This is a genomic window from Desulfosoma profundi (genome assembly GCF_055387865.1).
The window spans coordinates 3267008-3293079 of sequence record NZ_AP042420.1; the positions used below are offsets into that span (position 1 = coordinate 3267008).

The window sequence follows — 26072 nt, forward strand, 5'->3', positions numbered from 1 at the left end:
TGCCCGGCAAAGGAATCACTGAGGGGGTTTGTGTTTCAAGAGGGCCGAGATGCTGAAGGCGCCGATGAGGACGCTGAGAAGGAGTAGTGCCCAGTCACCGTGCTGCCATAGGCGCTGAACGCCGAGAACAAAGAGAATTACCCCGCCTCCGAGACACATCCACGCGGTGTTGCGACTCACGAATCCACCTCCTGAATTTTCTCCCGACGACACGCGGGGAGCGTCAGCCTGTCCATTGACCTTTAACTATTTTTGAACGACATGGCAAAGAAAAAGGGTGGCCGCCGCTGGATAACCGATACCAGTGGGTCCTCTGAACGCTCCATGGAACGCTATTGACACGGCATCGGGTTTCCGTAAAGTAAGCGCACGTCGCATCGGGACCTCGGCGGACGTGCCATGCGGGCATGATCGTGCGCCTGTAGCTCAGGAGGACAGAGCAGCGGACTTCTAATCCGCGGGTCGGGGGTTCGAATCCTCCCAGGCGCGCCAGGAAAGTCCAAGGGTGAGGTGATCCCACCGAGCCCTTTTTGTTTGCCTGCGCACAGAAAGAAGGATTTCGCGGCGGGGTAGATCCCAGGAGCGGCTTGTCCTCCTGGCGGCTGACTCTGGCGCACGCCTTCCTGCGTGGGCTCAGTGCCGCCGAGGGAGCAAAACTTTGGCGCTTTGCCTGGTATGTGGCGTGGCGAGAATCAAAACAGGCAGACCCTGCGCGGGCGGTCGTGCTCTGAGTCCATCGCCCCTTTCCTCCGGCCCTGATCAACCCTCCCACGCCTCTCAACGATTTTTGAACCGCCGAGTCCGAAGGATACCCATTCCCATAAATTCTTTATCGTAGTCCACATTTTAAGTTTATTCATTTTATATATTTGACTAGCATTTCATTTTATTTTCACCTTATAATATATTTTATAGCTAAGCCCTTATCATGAATAGTTTTTATTTTAAAGATGTCGACACCTCCCTCAAATCGAGACCTCCGTTGGGCCTTACGCTGAGCTTTTCTTGTGCCAGAGCTTTGGCTGGAAATGCAGAATTCAATTCTAGCGGTTTCGTTTTGGAGGATCGGGATGTGTATGCAGAGTCTGGAAACCTGAAGTTTGGCGAAAATCCCCAAAAAAAGATTGACATGTCCATACTTAAGGAGTAAGGGGTCTCCTAAGAAATGCATTGTCTTTTGCCACCATTCAACAGAACGCCGCTGGATGAAAGTGGCCATAGCACGTTAATGCCCACAAATGTGAGGGGGATGGGGGGGAGAACGTGACGACTAGGGGCCATTCCTATGGTAACGACCAACTAGGGGTGCGTTATCCCTGGGGCGAATCGGGACATTACCGTCTGGAAACAGCCGTTTAATGGCCCCCCCTAAGGCGAAAAGCCAGCATGTTTTGCACTCTTGGACGCGACAGACCTCTACAGAGACGACGCCCGTGAATCTCAGGTGGTGTAGAACATAAATTGGCTGGTCTTCATTGGGGGCCAGAGGATGCTGGCCACATGAGGGAGCAGACCAATCGCAATATCCAGATACCATGTTGAGCGGAGAAAAAAAATTCAAGTCAACTACCGGCTAGGCCGAGAAAATCTAGTGCGTTGTGGGGAATGCTCTACCGATGGTCTTTGTGCCCATGACAATGGGACACCTAAGTTTGTGAATCATTGATGTGTCTCATTGTCGTTGAGACATTCCGTTGACTCTATAAAAAAGGAGGGAAGTGCCATGAAAACAAAACGATGACAATCGGGGCGGCATTTTGTATGTTATAGGCCATTTCCACCAAGGAATTTTTCCGTCACCCTATGGGCTCTCGAGTTACTGTTACGCAGAGTTAACCACCAAAACGTTTTAAATATTGTGTGCACCTCTCTAAGGCGGCATTGTTGCCGATGCCCCCTAATGACGTTGAAAAACTTGTAAGAATTACCTGCAAGACCATTTTTATGAGCTTTTGGTTTTCGCCATGTTCACCGGGCCTTTGCGAACTATCCTTGATGAGCCATCTTTTAATACTCTCACCAGGAGCATGTGTCTTTCACCGAATAAAGGGGGGAAGCCATGAAATCGAAGCTTTTCATTTTCTTGTTGGCGGTCGTAGCGGGTAGTTTTATGGGCATAGTCAACGGGTATGGCGCTTATCAAATCGATTGGATGTACGTACAGCACCGGGTTTATGAGGATGGAACTAGTTATAATCGTGTGGCTTTTGGTTTAATAGACGAGGCAAACAACCGTAATCTCCCGAAAGACGTCGTCACGAATATTGAATTACTAGGTCCGGGAGGGACACCCGTGTCGCTCGAGGGATCACTTGGATTTTATTCGATTGACTATATGGTATACGGGTATTACGATGCCTACAACGGATATTGGGTGTTCCCAGATCCTTCAACCGAGAGTGGATGGTATGATGAAATACTAAGCTCATTGCTTGAAGGTGAATACACACTTAAGGTGACCACCTCAGATGGACAAACTCTTGTAAAGACCTATACGTTCAACCAACAGATTGATCTGCCCATAGTTTCAAAGCGCTCGTTCAGGTTTGAGAAGAAAGATGGGAATATATGGTGGCGTTGGGATACACCAATGGAGCTTTATACGATGAATCCATCGGTAGCCACCCAGTGCCGCGCGTATATCGACATCTATAGAAGCGGCAATTTGTTCGGAGAATTATCCTTTCGTGTTCCCACGCACATGGGGGGAATTTTCCTCCCGAGCCAAGTAGTGGAAGAGCTGAAAACCCTTGGCGACCAGTTTGATCTTGTTGTGCAAATTCGTACGAACGACAACAACAATAGAAGCTATTCCAGTCCTCTTACAATTCGCTAATGGAGACGAAGGCCAAGACACTTTTTCCAAACGGATGTTTAAAGAGTCTTGTCCCCAACCTGTATGACCCTACTTAACGGTTCGTTGTTACTAGGCTTTTGCTTGGGCCAAATCGTTGGGATCGGCCACAAATTTGGATACACCAGGAGAAAGCGGCCCAGAGCTAAGAGATCCCACCGGAGGGAATAAACTTTCTTCAAACATTGTGGGGCGCAATCTCCTGGAATTCCATTCTTTCCAAGGATCCTCAGCACTTTTTTCAGTGGCATCGGGCCAGCCAAAGAACATGCGCACTTTTATTGTGAACCGATTCTGGATCCCAAGTGTGGCGGCTATGGACGGTCTGGCCTTGTTCGGTGACCATGCGGGTCGTCATCCGGATCGGCTGGGGGGATACAGCTGACCGCCAGCGGCTATAGGTCCCTGAATGTTCGGGGAGAACTCTCGAAGCCCGCTTTGCACACCCATGAGTGATGGCGGCGATTCTTCCACCCGCCAGGTTGCGGTTCCGGTTTTTTCCCAGGCTGAATCCTGCGAAATGGCCGCCGGTGCCTTGCCTTACTCAAATGATGCCACATACCAGCGGGGGAACCGATGCGCATCGTGCCGGAGTTCTGCATCCAGGCGCCGGCAGTCCGGTTCGTGCTTTTGGAGTAGATTCCAAAAAGCCGTATCGTGGAGTCGATGTGTGCTGTGGCACAATTCGTGGACGATCACCAGCCGGGCCAAATGAGGAGGCAGGAACAGGACGGCGGCATTGAGGCTGAGGGTTCCCAGGTTCGAATAACTTCCCCATCGCGTTTTTTGACATCGGATGGAAAGCCTTCTGTAAGGAAGCTTCGTTTTTTGACTCAGTTGTTCCACCAGTGGTGGCAAGCGGCGTGTGGCATACTGTTGGAGCCACGTTCTGAGGAGCCGACACACTGCCGGCAGCCGGGAGTCGTCTCCTCGGAGGCAGATATGAGGCTGGGGATGGACGTCCCAGTAGAGTTCCAAGGGGGCTCCGGGGTGGGGGGCGTAAGTGACGTCCCAGCTTTCGCCGATTGCCGCAAGATCCATGGTCTTGGGAAGAATCTCTTCCGGTTTCTTTTGGGAAAAGCCTTCGTGGACGCAACGGAGCTTTGTCTGGATCCACGAACGGTGTCTCTCGAGAATCCCTGGGAGAAGGCCCCTGTCGAATCCTTTGGGGATGGTGATGACCAAACCGTCAGGGGGGCGAACCCGCAGGATGACCTTCCGGGCGCGGGGGTTTTCCGTAATGCGATACGGCGGAGGCCAATGGACCGGCGGTTTCCGGGACATGTGGTGTCCTTTGCGAAACGGTCGAAAAACGCACTACCCTTTTAGAAGGGCGAGTTTCTCCTGATGCCGGAGACGGCCGACCTGTAGCAGATTCTCCCAAAGGGCGCAAGCTCAGGGCAGGGTGAGTCGCGTTCTGTTCACCCCCTTCACCGTGCCCATTTCATCCTGATTTGAAGTGCCGATCATTTCGGCGATGGGTCAAACTGGGCATCGGCGGCTCTAGGATTTCAGTCTTCATAAAGCCTTGGCGATTTTTCCGGGTAAGGTTTCAGAGGTGCGATTTATCGGGTCAGCTTGGAAGAGTCAGGTGCGCTGTAAGGCGTCACCTGAACTCTCGGATGACAGGTTTTTTTTCTATTTGACGTCCGGCAGCTTTTTTAAGCACATGAACCAATCGAGGTAGGTGACATCGGGATCGGGCTTCTCACTGCGATCCTTGGCGACACCACACGACGCGGGAGGTGGGACGATCACATCGTCGCCAGGTCGCCAATTCGCCGGTGTGGCGACCCCATATTGGTCAGTGGTCTGCAAGGCGATCAAGAGCCGGAGAATTTCATCCATATTGCGTCCGTTGGACAGGGGATAGTAGAGAATAGCCCGAATGATACTTTTGGGGTCGATGATAAACACAGCTCTTACCGCCTGTGTTGTGCTGGCGCCGGGCTGCAACATGCCGAAAGCCTTAGACACCTCCATTTTCAGATCTTCGATGACCGGGAAGTTGATCTCAACGTCTTGCATGCCTTTGTAGTTTATTTTTTCCTTGATCGTCCGGAGCCACGCGATATGGGCGTAAATGCTGTCAATGGATAAACCCAGCAGCTTGCAGTTTCTCTTGGCAAACTCCTCTTGCATGCACGCGAATGTCATAAATTCCGTTGTGCACACGGGGGTAAAATCCGCCGGGTGGGAGAAGAACACGACCCAACTGCCTTCGTAATCTGTAGGAAAGTTAATTTCACCCTGTGTGGTTTTGGCTGTAAACTCCGGAGCCTTCTCGCCGATTAAAGGGATTCTCGCCGCGACTTCACTCATCTCTTTCTTCTCCTTTTGCCTCCGGTGTCCGTCGCGTCAACCGGCAAGCGGGGATTCTTGCCGTCTGACGGTTTGCGCCTCATTCACGCCGCAAGGCAGCTTTTCGTTATCGGCATCGAACCTCGGACCTTTGCGGCAACGGGCCTTAAAACAACAAGAAAAAAAGGCCGGCCCTACGGACCGGCCGTCATTTCGCTCTGGAGGCGGCAACCGGATTCGAACCGGTGAATAACGGTTTTGCAGACCGCTCCCTTACCACTTGGGTATGCCGCCCATTCGTGCCTTCTGCTTAACGGAAAATGTTTCTCGTGTCAAGAATCAGTTTGCGCGGGCCCGTGGGCGGTGCTGGGTACGGGTGGACGATGGAGGGCTTTGGCTTTGCGGTAAAAATCCACAAAATAGGCGCCGGCGGACCAATACCCGAAGGCGATGGACATCCATAGAAATCCCGTTCCGGTGAGAAGAAGGGGACGCTGCAGCCCTTCTACGTGGAGAAGAAGGCACAGGATGGCCACGGTTTGCGAGATCATCTTGTTTTTACCCATGCGGCTGGCATCCAAGATGAGCCCTTGGCTGGCAGCGATGGAGCGGAGACCCGTTATGATGAATTCCCGACCGATAATGAGGAAAACCACCCACCCGGCCACCTTGCCCGGTTCGATGAGCATGATGAGGACGGCGCACGTCAGAAGCTTATCCGCCAAAGGGTCGAGAAGCTTTCCCACGGAGGTGACCAGATTTTGCCGCCGTGCCAGAATGCCGTCCAGATAATCGGTCAAAGACGCCATGACATAGAGGGCGAATGCCGTATTCTGCATTCGGGGACTGATGGGAGGAATCAGGATCATGATGATGACGGGAATGGCCGCAACCCGGAGATAGGTCAGCAGGTTCGGCAGCGCCGTCAGGTTCTTTCTGGAAAAATCGTCTCGAATCATTGCCTTTTGTACTGCATGTAATTGCGCAGCACCGCCCTCAAGTATTCATTGGTTTCGGCAATCGGGGGAATCCCACCGTAGGACTCCACGGTCTGTGGGCCGGCGTTGTATGCGGCCAGAGCCAGCAAAAGACTGTTGTCGAAACGGCGCAGCATCTCCTTGAGGTATCTCGTGCCGCCGAAGATGTTTTCCATGGGATCAAAGGGATCCGTCACGCCCATCTCGCGGGCCGTTTGAGGCATGAGCTGCATGAGGCCCATGGCGCCTTTGGGGGACACAGCCCGCGGGTTGAAATTGGACTCCGCCTTAATGACAGCTCGAATCAATCGGTGATCGATGCCGTGCACTTCCGCCGCTCTGTAGATGTGGATGTCGTAGGGCTCATGAAAGCTCCGCTGCGGCACAGTGATTTTCGGCAATGGCGGCAAGGCCACCTTCTGAAACCGGGGGTTGGACGGCACGTTGGTGAAGTGGACCACCCCCTTCTCGTCCACATACTTGTAGATGGCACCCGCAAGAGCCGGACTGAACAGTGAACAGTCCACCAGCGCCAGGGTGAGCGTCACGGCGAAGAGAGCCAGGGAGAGGCGAAATGGCGCCACAGGTCGTTCATCCATCTTCGTCCTCCTCTTCTCACTGGGCCGAGCCGGGCTATGTTTTCTCTACTTTTTGCCAATCCTTCAAGAACTTTTCCAGCCCGATGTCCGTCAAGGGATGTTGTACGAGCTGAGCGATCACGGCGTAAGGGATGGTGGCAATATCCGCGCCCATGCGCGCCGCCTCCAATACATGGATCGGATTGCGGATGCTGGCCACGATAATTTCGGTATCAAAAAGATAGTTGGAGAAAATATCCACGATCTGAGACACCACCTGCATGCCGGAAGCTGCGATATCATCCAAACGTCCCACAAACGGGCTCACGTAAGTCGCCCCGGCTTTGGCCGCCAACAAAGCCTGGAGCGGGGAAAAGACCAAAGTCACATTGGTCTTAATGCCTTCATCGGCACAGACCTTGACCGCCTTGAGTCCTTCTTCGGTCATGGGGATCTTGACGACCACATGGCCGTCGATGGCCGCCAGTTCCCGGGCCTCCTCGATCATCTTGTGGGCGGTGGTGCTGACGGCTTCGGCGCTCACCGGGCCCTGGACAATATCGCAGATTTTCTTGATATGGGCTCGGAACCCTTCACGATCGGCAATGCCTTCCTTGGCGATCAAGGAGGGATTCGTGGTCACCCCGTCCAGGATGCCTAAGGCATGGGCTTTTTGTATTTCGTTCAAGTTGGCCGTGTCGATAAAGAACTTCATGTCTGATGCGGCTCCTTTCTCCGTTGGGCAATGTAGCTGTCCCGGCAGTGCGTGCTGCAAAAGTACACGGTTTCGCCGTCAATGTAAGCGGAAACCCCGTGGTTCTTGAGGAAGTACGCACCGCAGTGCGGGTCTTTAATGAGTTCCGCCTCTCGGGGCTCGTTTTCGCCGCCGAAGGTTTTCCTATCAAGGCCCAGTCGAGGCTTCAGATACCGATAGACGGCGTAAATGATGAGAGCGAGAATCAACAGTCGGATCATAACGGTTTCCAAAGGCGCACATCTTGGGATTGCACTTCAGGTCGGCTCAGGAGCTCTTGCACCGAGAGGCCCAAGACGGGATGGACGAACTCCGGACACACCTCCGCGGCCGGCTCCAAAACAAACCGGCGTTCATGAGCTCGGGGATGCGGGATGACCAGCTGGTGGGACTCAATGACCCGATCCCCGAAAAAAATAATATCAAGATCCAAGGGGCGGGGTCCCCAGCGAACGGTGCGGACCCGGCCGAAGCTCTTTTCCACTTCCAAAAGCCCTGCAAGAAGATCCTCGGGGCTTAACACTGTTTCTCCCAGGATGACGCCGTTCACAAACCACGGCTGCTCCCTGTAGCCGATGGGCTCGGTCCGATAGAGCGAGGAGACGGCCAAAACCCGCAAACCTTCCAGTTCCGACAAAGCGGCCATGGCGCTGCGGCAGAAGGCTTCGCTGTCGCCTTCGTTTCCTCCGAAGCCGATGAGCACTCGGACCGGTTTCTCCGCCCGCTCCGAAGGGGAAGCTCCGTGGCCGGAGGCCCCATTCGCGGCATCATGGCCGTGGCGGCGAAAGCTAAAATCGGAGTTTGAGGATTCTCTGGACGGCTTCACGGATCCGTTCCTTGTCCACGGTGAGGGCCATGCGGACATAGCCTTCGCCGGGTTCGCCGAAGCCGCTCCCAGGTGTGGTGACAATCCCGGCCTGTTTCAAGAGCATGGCGGTAAAATCGGCGGATGACAGGCCCTGAGGCGTGGGGCACCAGACATAGAAGGTCGCTTTAGGCGGTTCTGCGTGCAGTCCGGCACGACGCAACCCTTCGATTAGGATATCGCGCCTTTCTTGATAGACGGCCTGCATTTCTTGGACGCACTTTTGATCGCCGTCCAAAGCCTCTACACCCGCCAACTGCACGGCATTGAAAACTCCGGAGTCCACATTGCTCTTGATCTGCGCGAGTCCCCCAATGACGTGGGCGTTCCCTACGGCGAACCCGATGCGCCAACCGGTCATGTTATAGGTTTTGGACAGCGAATGAAACTCGATGCCCACATCGAGGGCTCCGGGCACTTGAAGAAAGCTCATGGGCCGGTAACCGTCGAAGGCCATCTCTGAATATGCTGCATCGTGGCAGACAATAATGTCGTAACGTTTGGCAAAAGCCACCACTTTTTCGAAGAACGAGAGGTCGGCCACCGCGCCTGTAGGGTTGTTGGGATAGTTGATAAACATCAACTTGGCCCGCCGGGCCGTCTCTTCGGGGATGGCGTCCAGGTCCGGAAGAAAGCCGTTTTCTTTAACCAGCGGCATGATGTGCGATGTGCCCCCGGCAAACATCACGGCAACTTGGTACACCGGATAGGCCGGACTGGGGACCAAGGCCGAATCGCCCGGATTGATGAAAGCCAAAGGCAGGTGGGCGATGCCTTCCTTGGATCCGATCAGGGTGAGCACCTGTGTTGCCGGGTCCAGATCCACGTCGAAACGGCGCTTGTACCAGCGGGCTACGGCATCGCGAAAGGCATTCATGCCGGAGTACAGCGGGTATTGATGATTGGCTGGATCTTCGGCGGCTGTCTTTAACCGGTGGATGATGTGTGAAGGGGTGGGAAGATCGGGGTCCCCGACACCCAGATTGATGACATCCACGCCTTTGGCCAAGAGTTCCGCTTTGAGCCGATCGATCTCCTTGAAAAGGTACGGGGGAAGATTTTTCACGCGATGCGCATAATCCACACTCATGAGTGCCTCCGCTCAGTCTGAAATCCCCAACACATCCATCATGCTGTATAGGCCGGGGGATTGTCCCACCACCCACTTGGCCGCCGTGACGGCTCCACGAGCGAAATTGTCTCGACTGTGAGCTCGATGGGTCACCTCGATGCGTTCCCCCATACCGAGGAAATACACCGTATGTTCCCCGACCACATCGCCGCCACGCACGGTTTGAAGCCCGATGACATCGCGGGATCTTTCGCCGATGAGGCCGTGGCGGGCGTAGAGGCCCACATCCTCCAGCGTACGGCCTCGAGCCTGGGCCACCGCTTCGGCGAGACGCAGGGCCGTTCCACTAGGGGCGTCCTTCTTGAACCGATGATGGGCTTCCACAATCTCCACGTCGTAGTCCGGACCGAGAAGACGGGTGATATCTCGAAGAATCTTAAAAAGCACGTTCACCCCGACGCTCATGTTGGGCGCCAGGACGCAAGGAATTTTCTGAGCAAGGTGCCGGATCTTTTCCATGTCCGCTGACGTAAATCCGGTCGTGCCGATGACCATGGCCTTTTGCGCCGCCACCGCCGCTTCCAGATGCTTGAGGGAGGCTTCGGGTGCGGTAAAGTCGATCAGCACGTCGCAACTCTGCAAAACGGCTTGTGGATTATGATCCACGGAGACCCCGCAGGGCTGAGCCCCGGTGAGGGTTCCGATATCCCAGCCGAGCATCGGATGATCCGCCCGTTCGAGACCCCCCGCGAGTGTGATTCCGTCCGATTCTCGGAGGATCTGGGCGATGCGTGATCCCATCCGTCCCCCGATCCCGGCGACCGCTGCTTTGATCGTGGATGGGCTCTCCGGTTTTTTCCTGCGGGGGCGCGTGGCCGACGGGGTGGTTTTTGAGGCTGCTTTGGCCATAGATTTCCTCCCTGGTTTCCTCTGCGCCGACTGCCGGCATTCCGCCCGAGATGCTCGTCAAGGAACGAGAGCGGGGTTCCCGGTGAACGCCGAGTCCTCTGCCTCGCCGTTGATGCAGGCTCCCGCGGTTGTCCACGTCTTCATATCAGGCCGTAGTCCTTCAAGGCCCGGGAAACTTTCGCCTTGCTGGCTTCACTCAATCCTACCAATGGGAGGCGCACTTCGTCGCTGGCGATCTTCCCCATCATCTTTAAGGCGGCTTTCACCGGGGCGGGGTTGGTTTCCACAAACATGGCATGGCATAGGGGCAACAGCTTATAGTACAGCTCATAAGCTTCCTGGAATCGACCTTCCAGGAAGTGGGCGCACATGTCTGCCATGTCCCGGGGCGCGATGTTGGAGACCACGGAGATGACCCCCTTGCCGCCGACGCACAGGAGCGGGAAGGTGATGTAGTCTTCTCCGGAAAGGACCGCGAAATCATCGCCGCACAGACGAATGATGTCGGTGATCTGCTTCATGGAGCCCGTCGCTTCCTTCACGCCCACAATGTTTGGGATTTGGGCCAGCCGGGCGATGGTTTCCGGTTCCATGTTGACGGCCGTGCGGCCCGGGATGTTGTAGACGATGATGGGCAGATCCACCGTTTCCGCCACTTGTTTGAAGTGTTGGTACAAGCCTTCTTGGGTGGGTTTGTTGTAATAGGGGGCGATCATGAGGGCAGCGTCGGCACCGCATTCCTGAGCGTGCTTGGTCAGGCGGATGGCTTCGGTGGTGTTGTTGGACCCTGTGCCCGCGATGACCGGCACCCGTTTTTTCACCTGATCCACGGTGATTTCCACCACCCGTTCGTGTTCTTCGTGGCTCAGCGTTGCCGATTCGCCGGTGGTCCCGCAGGGCACGATGCCGTGGGTGCCGTTTTGGATCTGAAACTCGATGAGATCCCGCAGGGCCGGTTCATCGATTTTCCCGTTTTGAAACGGCGTGACAATGGCCACAAAGGCTCCTTGAAACATGGTTCCCTCCTCATCTTCGCCAAAAGTGAAAAACTAGTGGTCCTGTGTTCCAAACCCTCCGCCGAGTGTTTCTTCCCATAAGGCCCCTTCATAGACCACCCTGGCGTCTCCCTCCAGAAAAACATCACGAAATTCGTCGTCCATGCGTGTGAAGTGAATGACCAGGGTCTCGCCGCTTTGGGTTTCCACCTGTACGGGAGGCCGGACCAGGTCATGCGCGGCGGCCGTGAGGGCCGCAGCGATGGAACCCGTGCCGCATGCCAGGGTTTCGTCCTCCACGCCCCGCTCATAGGTGCGGATTTTTAAATGGGAGGAATCCAGGACCGTGACGAAGTTGGCGTTCGTGCCCGCAGGGGCAAAACGAGGATGGTAGCGCAGGGCTCGCCCTAGGGAGACAACGTCGAATCGGGCCAAGGCGTGGGGCGTGTCCACAAAGTGCACGACGTGGGGGACCCCAGTGTTGATGAAATGGACGCGCACGGTCCGTTCAGCCGCCGTGACGTCCACATCGGGCTGGTAGCCATGGGGCGTGGTCATCTCCACCCGCACACGAACTCCGTCCACATGGGCGCGGATCTTTCCGGCAAGGGTGCGAAAGGTCATGGAATCCCGTGAGACGATGCCCGTAAGGCGTGCGAATCGGGCGGCACAGCGGGCTCCATTGCCGCACATTTCGGCTTCACTGCCGTCTGCGTTGTAGAAACGCCACACGAAATCGCATTCTGGATCGTTTTCGATGAAAATAACGCCATCGGCGCCTACGGAGAGTTTTCTGCGGCAGGCGGCCTTGACGAGCGCCTGGCATTGTTCGGGAGGAACCGTACCCCGGCGGTTGTCGATGAGGATGAAGTCGTTTCCAGAGCCGGTCATCTTAAAAAACGGAATGGGTTTCATGCGAGGAGCCTCAGATCTGGGGAATGTTTTCCAATCGCACGAGATCGTCCCACGTCTCGCGGCGCCGAATGACATGATAGGTCCCACCATCCACAAGCACTTCGGCAGGCCGGGGCCGGGAATTATAATTGGAAGCCATGCTGAACCCATAGGCTCCAGCGCTCATCACCGCCAGCAAATCCCCCGGGACGGCCCGGGGCAGAACCCGATCGCGGGCAAGAAAATCCCCGCTTTCGCAGATGGGGCCGACCACGTCCACGGTTTCCGTTTCCTGTTCCCTGGGGGTCACAGGCTGAATGTGATGATACGCCCCATACAGGCTTGGGCGGATGAGGTCGTTCATTCCGGCGTCCACAATCACGAAGTGTTTGGTTGGGGTCGTCTTGGTGTACAAGACCCGGGTGACCAAGATGCCGGCATTACCCACAATGACCCGCCCGGGCTCAAAGATGAGTGTGCAGGGAAGGCCGTTCATTTCCTTGAGGATCGCCTCGGCGTACTCCGTAGGGTGTGGAGGTTCTTCATCCGCGTAGGTGATACCCAGGCCGCCTCCCAAATCCAGATATTGAATTGAGATCCCCATGTTGTGGAGGCGTTCCATGAGGGCGCGGAGCCTTTTCAGGGCGTCCACAAAGGGCTTTGTATCCGTGAGTTGGCTGCCGATGTGGCAGTCGATGCCGACCACCTGGATGTGCGGCAGGGTCATGGCGTGCCGATAACTTTCCACGGCTTCGTCCACACGAATACCGAACTTGTTCTTTTCCATCCCTGTGGTGATGTAGGGATGGGTTTGAGGGTCCACGTCGGGATTGACCCGAAGCGCGATCCTGGCGGTACGCCCTAAAGCCTGCGCCCTCTGGCTGATGGCTTCCAGTTCCTGACGCGACTCGATGTTGAACATGAGGATGTCTTCGGCGAGGGCGTAGTCGATTTCTTCGCGGGTTTTCCCCACGCCGGAATAAACGACTTTTTCCGGCGGTATGCCCGCCCGCCGCGCCCGAAAAAGTTCGCCTCCGCTGACAATGTCCACGCCGCCGCCGAGGCTTCCGAATAAGGCAAGGATGGCCACGTTGGAATTGGCCTTCACCGAGTAACAGGTGAGATGGGGAATATGGGCAAAGGCCCCATCGAAGACGGTAAAGTGATGGGTCAAGGTGGCCCGGCTATAGATATACACCGGTGTGCCCACTTCTCGGGCAATGGTCTCCACTGGGACCTCTTCTCCATACAGTTTCCCGTCGTGATACTGAAAATGGTGCATGAGCTCTCCTCGTACAGCCCGGAGTGAGTGTCTTATTTGAACCGAATATGGCGCACTTCCACCCACTTGGATAGGAGCCCCTCCTTATGCGGAGCATCAGGACTGACTGAGGACACCGCATAACCATAGACTTTATTGGGTTCCACCTTGGTGTCCATGTACGGGGGTCTCTTGAGGGGATCTGCGGTCAGACGCACGATGGTCTTCCCGTCTCGGCGGTAAACATGATAGCCGGCCACAGGCTGGGAGCATTCCGTCCAGTGGACCTCCATTTTATCTCCTGATGGGACGGCCCACACAGTGCTCGGCGGGGGAGGCGGGACCTTTTCGGGAGCCTTGGTAAACGAGCTTTCCGTCCAAGGCCCAGAAATGTCAGCGTCCAACACCCGTCGAACCGGGCGGACTCGATACTGGTAGTGGTATTGCGGTTGGACGGAGGTGTCCAGGTAACTGTTCCCTTGGAAAAATTGAGGGTTCAGAGGTTCCCAGTCGAGGCCTTTCTGGCGCCTTTCGATCAGGAAGGACATTTGGAGGTCCGGTGTTTTGGCTGCCGAAAGGGGGGCATCCCATCGGATAAGGAGCCCACGGGGTTCGGCCAAGGTTTCCACCTTTTTGAGAGGTTTTGGGGGCGGGGCGAGATGGACCCGGACTGGTGCCGACAGGGAGATCATCCGTTCTCGCCCATCCATGATCCCGATCCAGTAGCGATAAACTCCGCCGGGTATGGTGGAACGGTCCGTCCATTGGATTGTGTCTTTCCCGGTAATCCACGGGCCTTGGGCTGCCGGGTCAATGCGGTCCAGGGTGTGCACGGCTTCCGGGGGACAATCGCTGCACTCGGCTTTCTTCAAATCCGTCTGCTCCCGCTGGACGACGAACAGGAGATTTCCCCGTTTCTTCTTTTCATGGAAAATCTCGGGGATGGGCCAGGTGAGCTGCACATAGCCGTCTACGACTTCCGCGCGGATGGCTGAAACTTGGGGGGGCTTCTCCAGTCCCATGGGGCTGGGGGGAGCCTTTTTCCCACAGGATCCCGCCGTCAGCATCAGAGCGAGCATCAGTGGAGTGCGAAAAAGCCAGATTTTTCCTGACTTCCCGAGCTTGAAAGGGCACGCGCGCATGGTGGATTCCTTTATGATCTTCGCCGGAGACGCCATCGAGCCCCAGGGATGCCGCGGTCAAGAAAGCCGCGGGGTATCGGCGTCCACACGCTCGAGCCGACCTTGGGTTTCGGCACGCACCGCCGCGATCGCCTCCCGCACTCTCTGCGGGCTCGTTCCTCCCTTGGAGGTGCGCCTCTCCACAGCAGTTTCCAGAGTCAGGGCCGGGAAAAGATCGGCGTCCAAAGCTTTATGAAATTTCTTCAGTTCGTCTACGGTGAAGTCGGTGAGCTCTTTACCCAGCTTCTCGCAGTAATGAACCAGTTGACCGACCGTGTGATGGGCTTTTCGAAAAGGCACGCCTTTACGCACCAAGTAGTCCGCCACTTCTGTTGCCAGCGCATATCCTTGGGCGGCGCCGGCCCGCATTCGATCTTCCCGGAAACGTATTTCGGGAAGCATCTTGTTCAGTACGGTCAGGGTTTGTCGCACCGTGTCCGCCGTATCAAAAACGGGTTCCTTGTCTTCCTGCAGATCGCGATTGTAGGTGAGGGGCAGACCTTTAACAAGGGTGAGCAGGGTCATGAGGTTCCCATAGACTCGGGCTGTTTTGCCGCGCATGAGTTCCGGGACATCGGGGTTTTTTTTCTGGGGCATGATGCTCGAACCTGTGCAGAAGGCATCCCCGATCTCGACAAAGCCGAATTCCGTCGTCGCCCAGAGAACCAGCTCTTCCGCCAGGCGGCTCACGTGCATCATGAGAATGGCCGAAGCGGCGCAAAACTCCACCAAATAGTCCCGATCGCTCACCGCATCCATGCTGTTGCGGGTGATTTTGGGAAACCCCAACGCTCGTGCCGTGATTTCCATGTCAATGGGAAAGGTGGTCCCAGCCAAAGCGGCACTGCCCAGTGGAAGCACATTGGTGCGCTCATAGCATTGCGCCATGCGTTCTTCGTCCCTAAGGAACATTTCAGCGTAGGCCATGAGATGATGGGCGAGCAGGACAGGTTGGGCATGCTGCATGTGGGTGTAGCCCGGCATGATCACATGGAGATGTTCTTCAGCGAGGTGACTTAACAAACTCACGGCTTCCAGGAGAAGCCGGCGACATTCCAGGAGCACATCCCTCATGTAGAGCCTGGTGTCCAAAGCGATCTGATCGTTACGGCTGCGGGCGGTATGGAGCTTTCCGCCCACGTCGCCGATTTTCTGCATAAGCCGTTGTTCGACGGCCATGTGGATATCTTCCTGCGTGGCATCCAAAGATAGCTCGCCGCGTTCGATTTCGCGCAGGATTTCCCCCAGTCCTTGGACGATCTGCGAGGCTTCTTCATGGGGGATGATGCCGCATTCGGCCAACATGCGGCAGTGGGCGATACTCCCTTGGATATCGTATCGATACAGGCGCCGGTCGAAATGGATGGATCCGGTGTACTCTTCCACCAGGGTATCCGTGGGCTGTTCGAATCGGCCCTGCCACATCTTTTCCGACATGTGTGTGTCCTTATGCGCGTTTTTTGACCAAGTTCTGGACCCTCAGGCGCAGTCCCTGCAGACGGATGAAACCTGTGGCGTCACTCTGACGATACACGTCTTCTTCTTCAAAAGTGGCCAATTGAGGATCATACAGGGATCGGTCGGATTTCCTGCCAATCACCGTACAGCTGCCTTTGTAGAGTCTGACCCGAACGGTTCCTGACACGTTTTCCTGGGAGGTGTCGATGAGGCTCTGCAAGGCAAACCGTTCCGGCGCAAACCAAAAGCCGTTGTAAATGAGCTTGGCATATTGGGGGATCAGGGAGTCCCGCAGGAACATCACTTCCCTGTCCATGGTGATGGATTCCATCGCCCGGTGGGCGATTCTGAGGATGGTGCCGCCGGGCGTTTCGTACACCCCCCGAGATTTCATCCCCACAAACCGGCTCTCCACGACATCCGCCCGGCCCACACCATGGCGGCCTCCGATGCGGTTCAAGGTATCTAGAAGCACGGCCGGGGTCATCGCCTCGCCGTTGATGGCCACGGGATCCCCCCGAACAAAGTCCAGTTCCACCACTTCCGGCTCGTCGGGCGCATGCCGGGGATCGACCGTAAGGGTAAACATGGACGGATCGGGTTCTTTCCAAGGATCCTCCAAGATGCCGCCTTCGTAACTGATGTGCAGGAGGTTGGCGTCGCAGCTGTAAGGTTTTTCCGGGGTCACCGGAACGGGTATATGATGCTTCCGAGCAAACTCCAGGAGCGCTTGACGGGACTTCAGGTTCCACTCACGCCAGGGGGCGATGACCTTGAGGTGCGGGGCAAGGGCGGTGTACGTGAGTTCAAATCGGACCTGGTCGTTGCCTTTTCCGGTGGCGCCGTGGCTGACCGCATCGGCGCCTTCTTCTTGGGCGATTTCCACCTGTCTTCTGGCGATGAGCGGCCGGGCTATGGCGGTGCCCAAAAGGTACTGGCCCTCGTAGATGACGTTTGCTCGAAAAGCCGGGAAAACAAAATCGCGAACAAACTCCTCGCGAAGATCTTCCACCCGGGCCTTGACGGCTCCCGTAGCCAGCGCTTTTTGCTCGATAGCCTTGAGATCGTCACCTTGGCCCAAATCGGCGGCAAAGGCCACCACCTCACAGTTGTAGGTTTCGATGAGCCACTTGAGGATGATCGAGGTGTCCAATCCTCCGGAATAGGCCAAAACCACTTTACTTGTGCCCATGATTACTGGTTACTCCTTGTCGAAATCGGCTCAGTTGCGCACAGACCCTCAGGAATCGTTGTGCACGGAAATGGTCGCGAGACGTCCTTCATAACGGAAGAGCCCGCGTTTTGACAAGAGATACTACGAGGCCAAGAGCCAAAGGAGCAGCGCCGCTTGGGCATGGAGACGATTTTCTGCCTGGTCGAACACCACGGATTGAGGGCCTTCCAGGACATCTTCTGTAATTTCTTCACCTCGATGCGCCGGCAGGCAATGGAGGACGATGGCCTCCTTCGGGGCTCGTGCCAACAGTGCGGCGTTGACCTGAAACGGCTGGAACACGAGCCGTCGCTTCTCTGCTTCGTGTTCGTGACCCATGCTCGCCCACACGTCCGTGTTAATGACCGTGGCTTCCTTGACGGCCTCGACGGGGTCCTCATAGAGCCCGATATCGGCGATTCCTTCGCGACGGGCCCGTTCGAGCACCTGAGCCGACGGCCAATAGCCTTCGGGGCAGGAAATGTGCAGCCGAAAGCCTAATCGCCCCGAGGCGTTGATCCAGGAATGGGCCATATTGTTGCCGTCCCCAATCCAGGCTACCACTTGGCCTTCGAGGCGTTCTTTCTTTTCCACAACCGTCATGAGGTCGCTCAAGACCTGGCAGGGATGACACAGATCCGTCAAACCGTTAATGACGGGAATGGACGCATACCGGGCCAGAGTGACCACATCGTTGTGGTCATAGGTGCGGACCACCAGAGCATCGATGTAGCGGGAAAGAACCCGGGCTGTGTCCGAAAGGGGTTCTGCTCGGGACAGCTGGGTGTCCTGAACACTCAGGAACGTGCAATTCCCTCCCAATCGATGCATGGCCCCTTCGAAGGAAACCCGAGTCCGGGTGGAAGGCTTGTTAAAAAGAAGCCCGAGGGTTTTTTGGTGCAACACCGGTTTTAAGACACCTTTGGCCCAGTCGTGTTTCAAACGCAGAGCCTCATCGATAAGGAGCAAGATTTCCTCCCGAGTCACATCCCATAGGCTGAGAAAGTCTCTCTTCATGGAGTCCACTCCTGCAGGATCGCATCCAAGGCGGCCATGAGTTGGTCGATTTCGTCTTTTTCGATGATCAACGGCGGTACGAACCGCAACACCGTGTCGTGGGTGCAGTTAATTAGGAATCCCCGTTCCAGACATCGATCCACGACGGGTTTCCCCGGGCCTGCCAGTTCCATGCCCAGAATGAGTCCTCGGCCGCGCACCTCCCGGACCTTTTTCGGATGGCGTGTGTGGATCATTTGAAGTCTTTCCATGAAATATCGCCCCTTGTCCCGCACATCAGCCAGAAAGTCTTCCCGGGCGATGAGCTCGAGAACCTTGCCGGCGGCAGCCGTGACGAGGGGGGTCCCGCCGAAGGTGCTGGCGTGGCTTCCCGGCGTGAAGGCCCTCGAGGCATTTTCCGTGGCCAGCATCGCGCCGATGGGAAGCCCGTTGCCCAAAGCTTTGGCCAGAGTCAGGACGTCAGGGGCAACCCCGAGTTGTTCATAGGCGAAAAGGGTGCCGGTGCGGCCCATGCCGACCTGGACTTCATCGAAGATGAGCAGCACATCCCGTTCCGTGCACAGACGCCGCAACGCTCGGAAGTAGTTCTTGTCGCCCAGCCGCACGCCCCCCTCCCCTTGGATAGGCTCGACCAAAACGGCGCACACCTGCTCCGTCATAGCCTTCCGGACGGCTTCCACATCGTTGTACGGCACGAAGTGAAATCCTTCGACGAGAGGTTCAAAACCCTTATGAACTTTTTCCTGAGCGGTTGCCGACAATGTGGCCAAGGTGCGGCCATGGAAGGAGTCTTCCATGGTGATGACATGGAAACGACCAGGTCCGTATTTATCCCGACTGTATTTCCGGGCGAGCTTGATGGCGGCCTCGTTGGCTTCGGCGCCGCTATTGGCAAAAAAGACCCTGTCGGCAAAGGAAAGGCGCCGTAACGCGGCGGCCAGTTCCACTTGTGGTCGGGTGTAAAAAAGATTGGAGACGTGGACCAGCTTCTGGGCCTGATGACAAATGACTTCTGTAACCTCGGGGTGGCAATGACCCAGGTTACACACGGCGATGCCGGCCACAAAATCAATGTATTCCTTTCCGTCCGCATCCCAGAGCCGGCTGCCACGTCCTTTTTCCAGCACAACGGGATATCGCATATAGGTGCTGCAGACGACCCGGTCGCACAATTCCATCACAGCCTGAGTCATGATCGCTTCCTTTCTTTAGTTCTCCGGAAAGGTCTGGAGGGCACAATTTCCGTTCCGATCCCCGAGTCGGTGAACAGTTCCAGAAGTACCGCGTGGGGAATTCGTCCGTCCAGGATAGCGACTTTTTTCACCCCGCCCTGGACGGCGTCCATGGCGCACTGCACCTTGGGAATCATCCCCCCTTTGAGGACATCCTCTTGGATGAGTTCCGCCGCTTCGGCCACGGTGAGGCTCGAGATCAATTCGCCTGCGCTGTTGAGGACGCCTTGAACATCGGTCATCAGGACCAGTTTTTCGGCACTCAGCGCCGCCGCCACCTTTCCGGCCACCAGATCGGCGTTGATGTTGTACGTCTCCCCGGATTTCCCCACGCCCACGGGGGCGATCACGGGAATCACCTGGCTTTTTTCCAGGACTTCCAGGATTTCCACGTTGATGCGTTCCACTTCCCCCACCAAACCGATGTCAATGATTTCGGGCGGCTGATCGTCACCTTGATACTTGAACAGATGCATCTTGCGGGCTTCAATGAGCATCCCATCTTTGCCGCTCAACCCGATGGCGCGTCCCCCATGCCGATTGATCAGGGCCACGATTTCCTTGTTGACCTTGCCTGCCAGCACCATCTCGACGACGTCCATGGTTTCCTCGTCGGTGACACGCATGCCTTCCCGAAAGTCGGACTTTTTTCCCACACGGTCGAGCATGCGGCCGATTTGTGGACCTCCGCCATGGACCACCACCGGGTGAATGCCAATGTATTTCATGAGCACCACGTCCTGGGCGAAACTCTCTTTTAAAGCTTCGTCCTTCATGGCATGCCCGCCGTACTTGATGACGACGGTTTTCCCCGAAAATTGCCGGATGTACGGCAGGGCCTCTATGAGCAGGGCGGCGGTATCGCGCATCACGATGGCATTCCTCCTTGTTGAAAACGGCTTCACAAAATGTAACGGCTCAGGTCTTCATCTTTGACAATGTCTTCCAAGGTCTGCCTGACGTAGTCTTGAGTGATGCGAAGGGTCTGGCCTTTAAGGTCCGGAGCGTTAAAGGAAATATCCGAAAGCAGCTTTTCCATGATCGTGTGCAGTCTTCGTGCCCCGATGTTCTCCGTGCGGGCGTTCACCTGGTAGGCAATTTCGGCAATTTCTTCAATGGCCGCATCATCGAAAACCAAGGTCACGTCTTCCGTTGCCAAAAGGGCGATGTATTGGGTGATCAGGGCGTTTTCGGGTTCTTTGAGAATTCTTACGAAATCTTCCTTGCTGAGGGATTGCAGTTCCACGCGAATGGGAAAACGCCCTTGAAGTTCCGGAATGAGGTCTGAGGGTTTGGCGATGTGGAACGCTCCGCTGGCGATGAACAGGATGTGGTCCGTGCGCACCATGCTGCCGTACTTGGTGGTCACGGTGGAGCCTTCCACAATGGGCAAAAGGTCCCGCTGGACACCTTCTCGGGAGACGTCCGGCCCGTGGGTGCCTTCTCTGCCGGCGATTTTATCGATTTCGTCGATGAAAATGATCCCGCAATGCTCAACCCGCTCGATGGCTTGCCGGATGACCTTGTCCATGTCGATGAGGCGCTGGGCTTCTTCCTCGACCAGGATTTCCCGGGCTTCGGGGATCTTGACCTTGCGGCGCTTGGTGCGTCGGGGGAGCATGGAGCTGAGCATTTCCCGAAAGTTGTAATCCATTTCCTCCATTCCGGCACTGGCAAAAAGATCGAAAACAGGCATCGACCGGTCTTCCACCTCCAGCTCTACGTACCGGTCGTCCAGGGCGCCTTGGCGCAGGAGTTTCCGAAGTTTTTCCCGGGTGGCATCGGCTTTTTGGGTTTCTTCCTGAGCCGCTTTCAGATCGGTCGCCTCCTGGGGACGACTCGGCGCCTGGGCAGTCCGGCGGGAAGGCGGCAGGAGGATATCCAGGAGCTTTTCCTCCGCCAGTTCTTCCGCCTTGACCCGCACCGCTTCCATCTCTTCCGATCGAACCATGTTGACCGCAAGATCGGTCAAGTCCCGGATCATGGATTCCACATCCCGTCCCACATAGCCCACCTCGGTGAATTTACTGGCTTCCACCTTAAGGAACGGCGATTGAGCCAATCGGGCCAGCCGTCGGGCGATTTCCGTTTTTCCCACGCCCGTCGGTCCGATCATGATGATGTTTTTCGGGGCGATTTCGTCGCGCAAATGTTCCGGCACCTGTTGGCGCCGCCACCGGTTGCGCAGGGCGATGGCCACCATGCGTTTGGCATCTTTTTGCCCGATGATGAATTTGTCCAATTCGCGCACGATCTCCGCAGGGGTCAAGGGCTGCTGCATGGCGTTACAACTCCTCTATGGTGAAAGCCTCATTGGTGTAAATACATAGCTCGGCGGCGATCTTCATAGCTTCTTCGGCGACGGTGCGAAGAGGGAGATCTGTATGGACCAAAAGGGCCCGGGCCGCCGCCAGAGCATAGGGTCCTCCCGAGCCCACAGCGGCCAGCCCATCGTCCGGTTCGATGACATCTCCGGTTCCACTGAGGATGAGGCATTGGGTGCGATCGGCGGCGATGAGGAGTGCCTCTAATCGCCGCAGGGCCCGATCCATGCGCCAGTCCTTGGCCAATTCTACAGCGGCCCGTTTCAGATTGCCGTTGTATTGCTCCAGTTTTGTCTCCAGCCTTTCGAAAAGGGTGAACGCATCGGCGGTGGCCCCGGCGAAGCCCGCGAGGATACTGTCGTGGTACATCTTGCGCACTTTGCGGGCATGTTGCTTCATGACCGTGTCGCCGAACGTCACTTGGCCGTCTCCGGCCATGACCACCTTTCGATCTCGATGAATGGCCAACACGGTGGTCGCATGAATAGCGGCGGATCGCGTCTTTGGGGTTCGAGGCGTCGGCATGGGTGTCCTTTCGTGCGCCGAGAATTAGGGGGAATTCTTGCGGCTTCGGGGATGGGCGGCATCGTAGACGCTCATCAGCCGATCCAGATCCACTTTCGTGTAGCGTTGTGTTGTGGAAAGACCTGCGTGGCCCAACATTTCCTGAATGCTCCTGAGGTCCGCTCCAGAGCTGAGAAGATGCGTCGCAAAGCTGTGCCGCAGCCCGTGGGGGCTGAGGGGGCGCCATTGTCCCGCATCCCGAAGTCTTGCCGCAAGCAGACGTCGCACGGACCGATCCGTCAGTCGTCCTCCCCGGGCGTTGAGAAACAAGGCTTCCCGGTCGCAGGGCCCGTGCCACTGTTCCCGGAAGGCGTTGAGGTAACAGCGGATGGCCTCTATGGCCTTGGATCCGATGGGAACAATGCGTTCCTTGGATCCTTTGCCCACAGTGCGCACCATCCCTTCGTCCATGTCGATATGGTTATGATTGAGGTGCACCAGTTCCCCGACGCGCAGCCCGGTGGAATAGAGGGTTTCAAACAGCGCCCAATCTCGGGCCGACGTCCATGGGGCGGATGGCTTCCGGGCTTTTGCTTCCAGGTCGCTGAGAAAAGCGAGCATATCGTCCACGTCCAAAAAAGCGGGCAAACTGACGCCGACCTTGGGGGACCCCAAGGATCGGGCCGGATTGGCTTCGAGTCCGTACCTTTCCGTAAGGAAACGGAAAAAGGAACGGTAGGTGGCGAGGGCTCTCGCTTGACTGCTCTTGGCCAGGCGCGGATGCCGGTGGAAAATGAAGCGACGCAGGTGTGCTTCCGAGAGATCTTCCATGGACAGGTAGGGCCGGTCTAAGACATCCTTAAGAAAGAGAAACCACTGCGCCAAGTCGGCTCCATAGCCTTTCACGGTGGCCGGACTCAGGGCCCGCTGACCGGCAAGATATGCCAAAAAATCCTCAAGGGCGCTCACGGCGGGTCCTTCAAGGGTGTTCAACACGAGATCCAGTGTCGATGACCCGTGGTCATCCATGGGGCGACTCCTGCTATGATCTGCCACATGACTCGACGTTGAAAAAATATAAACAATCAAAAAAAAAGCCGGAGAGAAAGCATTTTCTTTAGGTCACTTCGCACAATGGCCGGCTTCCCAGCCAACCTGGGATTGTTCTTGACTTTTCTCGTCCCCTTCATCTAAGAACGTCACTTGTGCTTTTCCTCGTAAAGTCCGCGGCGAGACTGACCGATAGCTGCACAACCATCATAAGGTTTTGGATTCGGGAAAAAATCGCCGTTTTTTCGATTTTCGGGGATGATCGAAGGATCGCCCCATCAGCTACGGGGCGCAAGCGCAGAAAGGAACAGCTCATGAGTGAATCGGTAGCCAAGGTCCGCACATTCGCCATCATTTCCCACGGAGGCGCGGGAAAAACCTCTTTGGCAGAGGCCATGTTGTTTACTGCCGGGGTAACCACACGTTTGGGCAAGGTGGACGAAAGCACGTCCGTGATGGATTTTGAGCCTGAGGAAGTCAGCCGGAAGATCACCATCAGCACGGCCTTCAACACCTTCCCGTGGAGGAAGCATTCCTGCACGGTGATCGATACTCCGGGCGATTTCAACTTCATCGCAGAAACAAAAAGTTCCCTGCAGGGGGCGGATGCGGCTCTGGTGGTGGTCGATGCTATTGACGGGGTCAAAGTGCAGACCGAAAAAGTCTGGGAATTTGCCGAGGAATTGGCTCTGCCCCGGATGATCTTTGTGAGCAAGATGGACCGGGAGCGTGCGGATTTCGCCAAGACGGTGGACAACATCCGGCAGCAGCTCGGGACCCGGTGCGTGCCCCTCACCGTGCCTATCGGCAGTGCCGAGCACTTTCAGGGCGTTGTGGATGTACTGACCGGCAAAGCTTTCATTTACGCTCATGGCGAAACCGGGAAATATGATGTGAAAGACGCGCCAGCAGACGCCCTCGAGCTGGCCGCTCAGTACAAAGAAATGCTTGTGGAAAATGTGTGCGAAGCCAACGACGCTCTGTTGGAAAAATATCTCGAAGGTCAGGAGCTCACGCAGGAAGAGATCGTCGGGGGGCTGCGCGGCGCGGTGATCGCCGGGCGCTTGATTCCCATCGCCTGTGGTTCCGGTACGGCCAACGTGGGAACTGCCCAGGTGCTGGACATTATTGTGGATTGTTTCCCGTCGCCTTTGGACCGCGGTCCCAAGAAAGGGTTCTCTGCGGACGGGGAAAACACTGTGAGTCGTGAGCCCGATCCGGCGGCTCCCTTTTCCGGCCTGGTCATTAAGACCATCAGTGACCCCTATGCGGGCCGCCTGTCCGTAGTGCGCATCTTTTCCGGGACGATGAAACCTGATGCCACCGTCTTCAACAGCACCAAGAAGTCCAAAGAACGGTATGGACAATTGCTCCGGATCAAAGGCAAGGGTCAGGAGAGCATTCAAGAGGCCGGACCTGGCGACATTGTGGCCGTTGCCAAACTCAAAGAAACCACTACCGGCGACACGCTCTGCGACGAAAAGAATCCCATTATGTTCCAATTTCCGGACCTGCCCGCTGCAGTGTATTCCCTGGCCATTGAGCCCAAGAGCAAAGGTGATGAAGAGAAGATTTTCAGCTCCCTCGCCCGCCTCATGGAAGAGGATTTGGCGCTGAAACTGGAGCGCAACGACGAAACCAAAGAGATGATCCTTTCGGGCATGGGGGAAATCCACATCGAGGCTACGATCGACAAGCTCAAGCGCAAATTCGGCGTCGAAGTGAACCTTCGGCTTCCTAAAGTCCCATACAAGGAGACCATCAAGGGGAAGGCTAGGGTTCAAGGCAAATACAAGAAGCAAACGGGTGGGCGAGGCCAGTACGGCGATTGCTGGATCGAAATGGAGCCGCTGCCGAGAGGGGAAGGGTTCCAGTTTGTGGACAAGATCGTGGGGGGCGTGATCCCCAGGCAGTATATTCCCGCCGTGGAAAAGGGTATCGTGGAAGCGGCGCAGGAAGGCGTCGTGGCCGGCTATCCGGTGATCGACTTCAAAGTGGACTTGGTTGACGGGTCTTACCACGCAGTGGATTCTTCGGAAATGGCTTTCAAGATCGCCGGTTCCATGGCTTTCAAGAAAGCCGTGGCGGAGGCCAAACCGACCCTGCTGGAACCTATTGTTCACTTGGAGGTGATCATCCCGGACGACTGCTTGGGAGACGTCATCGGCGACCTCAACTCCCGTCGGGGCAAAGTCCTGGGCATGGACAGCCAAGGCACCAAACAGATCGTTCGAGCCCAGGTGCCTCTTGCCGAAGTGTTGAAATATGCTCCTGACCTGCGATCCATGACCGCTGGGCGGGGTATGTTCACCATGAAATTCTCGCATTACGAAGAAGTGCCGGCGCAACTTCAAGAAAAAATCATCGAAGCTGCCAAGGCCGAGAAAGCGTAGGAAGGTCAAAGGCGCGTTCGTTGGTGACATTGCCCCAGACAGTTTTGATCATGGGGGAAGAGGGGACAAAGAGCATACGCCCTGGAAAGCGGAACTCCTTGCGGAGATTCCGCTTTTCTGTTTTCGACGGACGCGGGGTGACCTTTCCTTTTCCGCCGAAATCCGGGTATAAAAAGCTGCCTCTGGATTTTGATGACCATAGAGCCATAGTGACATTGGGGATCGGGTCGGAGAGCTTCT

24 protein-coding genes and 2 tRNA genes are annotated in these 26072 nt (G+C 56.3%); 3 read left to right on the plus strand and 23 right to left on the minus strand.

Going from position 1 to position 26072, the window contains the following annotated elements; all coding sequences use genetic code 11:
• Nucleotides 1-15: 15 nt before the first annotated feature.
• Nucleotides 16-180 carry a hypothetical protein gene (locus ACZ5K9_RS14150; protein ID WP_464271974.1) on the minus strand — a complete coding sequence of 55 codons (165 nt, stop codon included), beginning with the start codon at nucleotides 178-180 and terminating at the stop codon, nucleotides 16-18.
• A 235-nt stretch (nucleotides 181-415) separates the two neighbouring features.
• Here ACZ5K9_RS14150 and ACZ5K9_RS14155 point away from each other — a divergent pair.
• Together ACZ5K9_RS14155 and ACZ5K9_RS14160 are read left to right on the plus strand one after the other, a co-directional pair.
• A tRNA-Arg gene (locus ACZ5K9_RS14155) sits at nucleotides 416-492 on the plus strand.
• Nucleotides 493-2059: 1567 nt separating this feature from the next.
• Nucleotides 2060-2836, plus strand: coding sequence for a hypothetical protein (locus tag ACZ5K9_RS14160; RefSeq protein WP_464271975.1), 777 nt, complete (start codon nucleotides 2060-2062; stop codon nucleotides 2834-2836).
• 558 nt (nucleotides 2837-3394) lie between these two features.
• Here ACZ5K9_RS14160 and ACZ5K9_RS14165 read toward each other — a convergent pair.
• From ACZ5K9_RS14165 to ACZ5K9_RS14270, 22 genes are all read right to left on the minus strand, one after another.
• Nucleotides 3395-4138: a M48 family metallopeptidase gene (locus tag ACZ5K9_RS14165; RefSeq protein WP_464271976.1), complete on the minus strand. Its 744-nt coding sequence runs from the start codon at nucleotides 4136-4138 to the stop codon at nucleotides 3395-3397.
• Between the two features lie 354 nt (nucleotides 4139-4492).
• Complete coding sequence (locus ACZ5K9_RS14170) at nucleotides 4493-5176, minus strand: peroxiredoxin (protein ID WP_464271977.1); 684 nt, start codon at nucleotides 5174-5176, stop codon at nucleotides 4493-4495.
• A gap of 198 nt (nucleotides 5177-5374) precedes the next feature.
• Nucleotides 5375-5449 (minus strand) — tRNA-Cys (locus ACZ5K9_RS14175).
• A gap of 38 nt (nucleotides 5450-5487) precedes the next feature.
• Nucleotides 5488-6114: a CDP-diacylglycerol--glycerol-3-phosphate 3-phosphatidyltransferase gene (pgsA, locus tag ACZ5K9_RS14180; protein WP_464271978.1), complete on the minus strand. Its 627-nt coding sequence runs from the start codon at nucleotides 6112-6114 to the stop codon at nucleotides 5488-5490.
• On the minus strand, nucleotides 6111-6731 hold the full coding sequence (locus ACZ5K9_RS14185) for a transglycosylase SLT domain-containing protein (RefSeq protein ID WP_464271979.1): 621 nt from the start codon (nucleotides 6729-6731) through the stop codon (nucleotides 6111-6113). The genes pgsA and ACZ5K9_RS14185 overlap by 4 nt, the downstream gene beginning before the upstream one ends.
• A 34-nt stretch (nucleotides 6732-6765) precedes the next feature.
• Nucleotides 6766-7425 (minus strand): fructose-6-phosphate aldolase, encoded by a 660-nt coding sequence (gene fsa, locus ACZ5K9_RS14190; RefSeq protein WP_464271980.1) that lies wholly within the window; start codon nucleotides 7423-7425, stop codon nucleotides 6766-6768.
• Entirely contained in the window at nucleotides 7422-7685 is a 264-nt protein-coding gene (locus ACZ5K9_RS14195; RefSeq protein WP_464271981.1) for a hypothetical protein, read from the minus strand. The genes fsa and ACZ5K9_RS14195 overlap by 4 nt, the downstream gene beginning before the upstream one ends.
• Nucleotides 7682-8290 carry a 2-amino-4-hydroxy-6-hydroxymethyldihydropteridine diphosphokinase gene (gene folK, locus ACZ5K9_RS14200; protein ID WP_464271982.1) on the minus strand — a complete coding sequence of 203 codons (609 nt, stop codon included), beginning with the start codon at nucleotides 8288-8290 and terminating at the stop codon, nucleotides 7682-7684. The genes ACZ5K9_RS14195 and folK overlap by 4 nt, the downstream gene beginning before the upstream one ends.
• The gene (locus ACZ5K9_RS14205) at nucleotides 8253-9419 is read right to left on the minus strand and encodes an LL-diaminopimelate aminotransferase (RefSeq protein WP_464271983.1); all 1167 of its coding nucleotides are present in this window, start codon (nucleotides 9417-9419) and stop codon (nucleotides 8253-8255) included. The genes folK and ACZ5K9_RS14205 overlap by 38 nt, the downstream gene beginning before the upstream one ends.
• A 12-nt stretch (nucleotides 9420-9431) precedes the next feature.
• Nucleotides 9432-10310, minus strand: coding sequence for a 4-hydroxy-tetrahydrodipicolinate reductase (gene dapB / locus ACZ5K9_RS14210; RefSeq protein ID WP_464271984.1), 879 nt, complete (start codon nucleotides 10308-10310; stop codon nucleotides 9432-9434).
• Nucleotides 10311-10450: 140 nt separating this feature from the next.
• Nucleotides 10451-11326 carry a 4-hydroxy-tetrahydrodipicolinate synthase gene (gene dapA, locus ACZ5K9_RS14215; RefSeq protein WP_464271985.1) on the minus strand — a complete coding sequence of 292 codons (876 nt, stop codon included), beginning with the start codon at nucleotides 11324-11326 and terminating at the stop codon, nucleotides 10451-10453.
• A 33-nt stretch (nucleotides 11327-11359) separates the two neighbouring features.
• Entirely contained in the window at nucleotides 11360-12220 is an 861-nt protein-coding gene (dapF, locus tag ACZ5K9_RS14220; RefSeq protein ID WP_464271986.1) for a diaminopimelate epimerase, read from the minus strand.
• 10 nt (nucleotides 12221-12230) lie between these two features.
• On the minus strand, nucleotides 12231-13481 hold the full coding sequence (lysA, locus tag ACZ5K9_RS14225; protein ID WP_464271987.1) for a diaminopimelate decarboxylase: 1251 nt from the start codon (nucleotides 13479-13481) through the stop codon (nucleotides 12231-12233).
• Nucleotides 13482-13513: 32 nt separating this feature from the next.
• The gene (locus ACZ5K9_RS14230) at nucleotides 13514-14602 is read right to left on the minus strand and encodes a fibronectin type III domain-containing protein (protein ID WP_464271988.1); all 1089 of its coding nucleotides are present in this window, start codon (nucleotides 14600-14602) and stop codon (nucleotides 13514-13516) included.
• Between the two features lie 57 nt (nucleotides 14603-14659).
• Nucleotides 14660-16078 carry an argininosuccinate lyase gene (gene argH, locus ACZ5K9_RS14235; RefSeq protein WP_464271989.1) on the minus strand — a complete coding sequence of 473 codons (1419 nt, stop codon included), beginning with the start codon at nucleotides 16076-16078 and terminating at the stop codon, nucleotides 14660-14662.
• 10 nt (nucleotides 16079-16088) lie between these two features.
• Complete coding sequence (locus tag ACZ5K9_RS14240; protein ID WP_464271990.1) at nucleotides 16089-17291, minus strand: argininosuccinate synthase; 1203 nt, start codon at nucleotides 17289-17291, stop codon at nucleotides 16089-16091.
• A gap of 123 nt (nucleotides 17292-17414) precedes the next feature.
• A complete protein-coding gene (gene argF, locus ACZ5K9_RS14245; RefSeq protein ID WP_464271991.1) occupies nucleotides 17415-18329 on the minus strand; it encodes an ornithine carbamoyltransferase in 915 nt (304 codons plus the stop codon).
• Nucleotides 18326-19522, minus strand: a complete 1197-nt coding sequence (locus ACZ5K9_RS14250; RefSeq protein WP_464271992.1) for an acetylornithine transaminase — start codon at nucleotides 19520-19522, stop codon at nucleotides 18326-18328. The genes argF and ACZ5K9_RS14250 overlap by 4 nt, the downstream gene beginning before the upstream one ends.
• Nucleotides 19519-20430, minus strand: a complete 912-nt coding sequence (gene argB / locus ACZ5K9_RS14255; RefSeq protein WP_464273980.1) for an acetylglutamate kinase — start codon at nucleotides 20428-20430, stop codon at nucleotides 19519-19521. The genes ACZ5K9_RS14250 and argB overlap by 4 nt, the downstream gene beginning before the upstream one ends.
• A 32-nt stretch (nucleotides 20431-20462) precedes the next feature.
• Nucleotides 20463-21842 carry an ATP-dependent protease ATPase subunit HslU gene (gene hslU / locus ACZ5K9_RS14260; RefSeq protein ID WP_464271993.1) on the minus strand — a complete coding sequence of 460 codons (1380 nt, stop codon included), beginning with the start codon at nucleotides 21840-21842 and terminating at the stop codon, nucleotides 20463-20465.
• 4 nt (nucleotides 21843-21846) lie between these two features.
• Entirely contained in the window at nucleotides 21847-22410 is a 564-nt protein-coding gene (hslV, locus tag ACZ5K9_RS14265) for an ATP-dependent protease subunit HslV (RefSeq protein WP_464271994.1), read from the minus strand.
• Between the two features lie 24 nt (nucleotides 22411-22434).
• On the minus strand, nucleotides 22435-23418 hold the full coding sequence (locus ACZ5K9_RS14270) for a tyrosine-type recombinase/integrase (protein WP_464271995.1): 984 nt from the start codon (nucleotides 23416-23418) through the stop codon (nucleotides 22435-22437).
• Between the two features lie 335 nt (nucleotides 23419-23753).
• On the opposite strand from ACZ5K9_RS14270, the gene fusA reads away from it, so the two are divergent.
• Nucleotides 23754-25832, plus strand: coding sequence for an elongation factor G (gene fusA, locus ACZ5K9_RS14275; protein ID WP_464271996.1), 2079 nt, complete (start codon nucleotides 23754-23756; stop codon nucleotides 25830-25832).
• Nucleotides 25833-26072 lie beyond the last annotated feature (240 nt).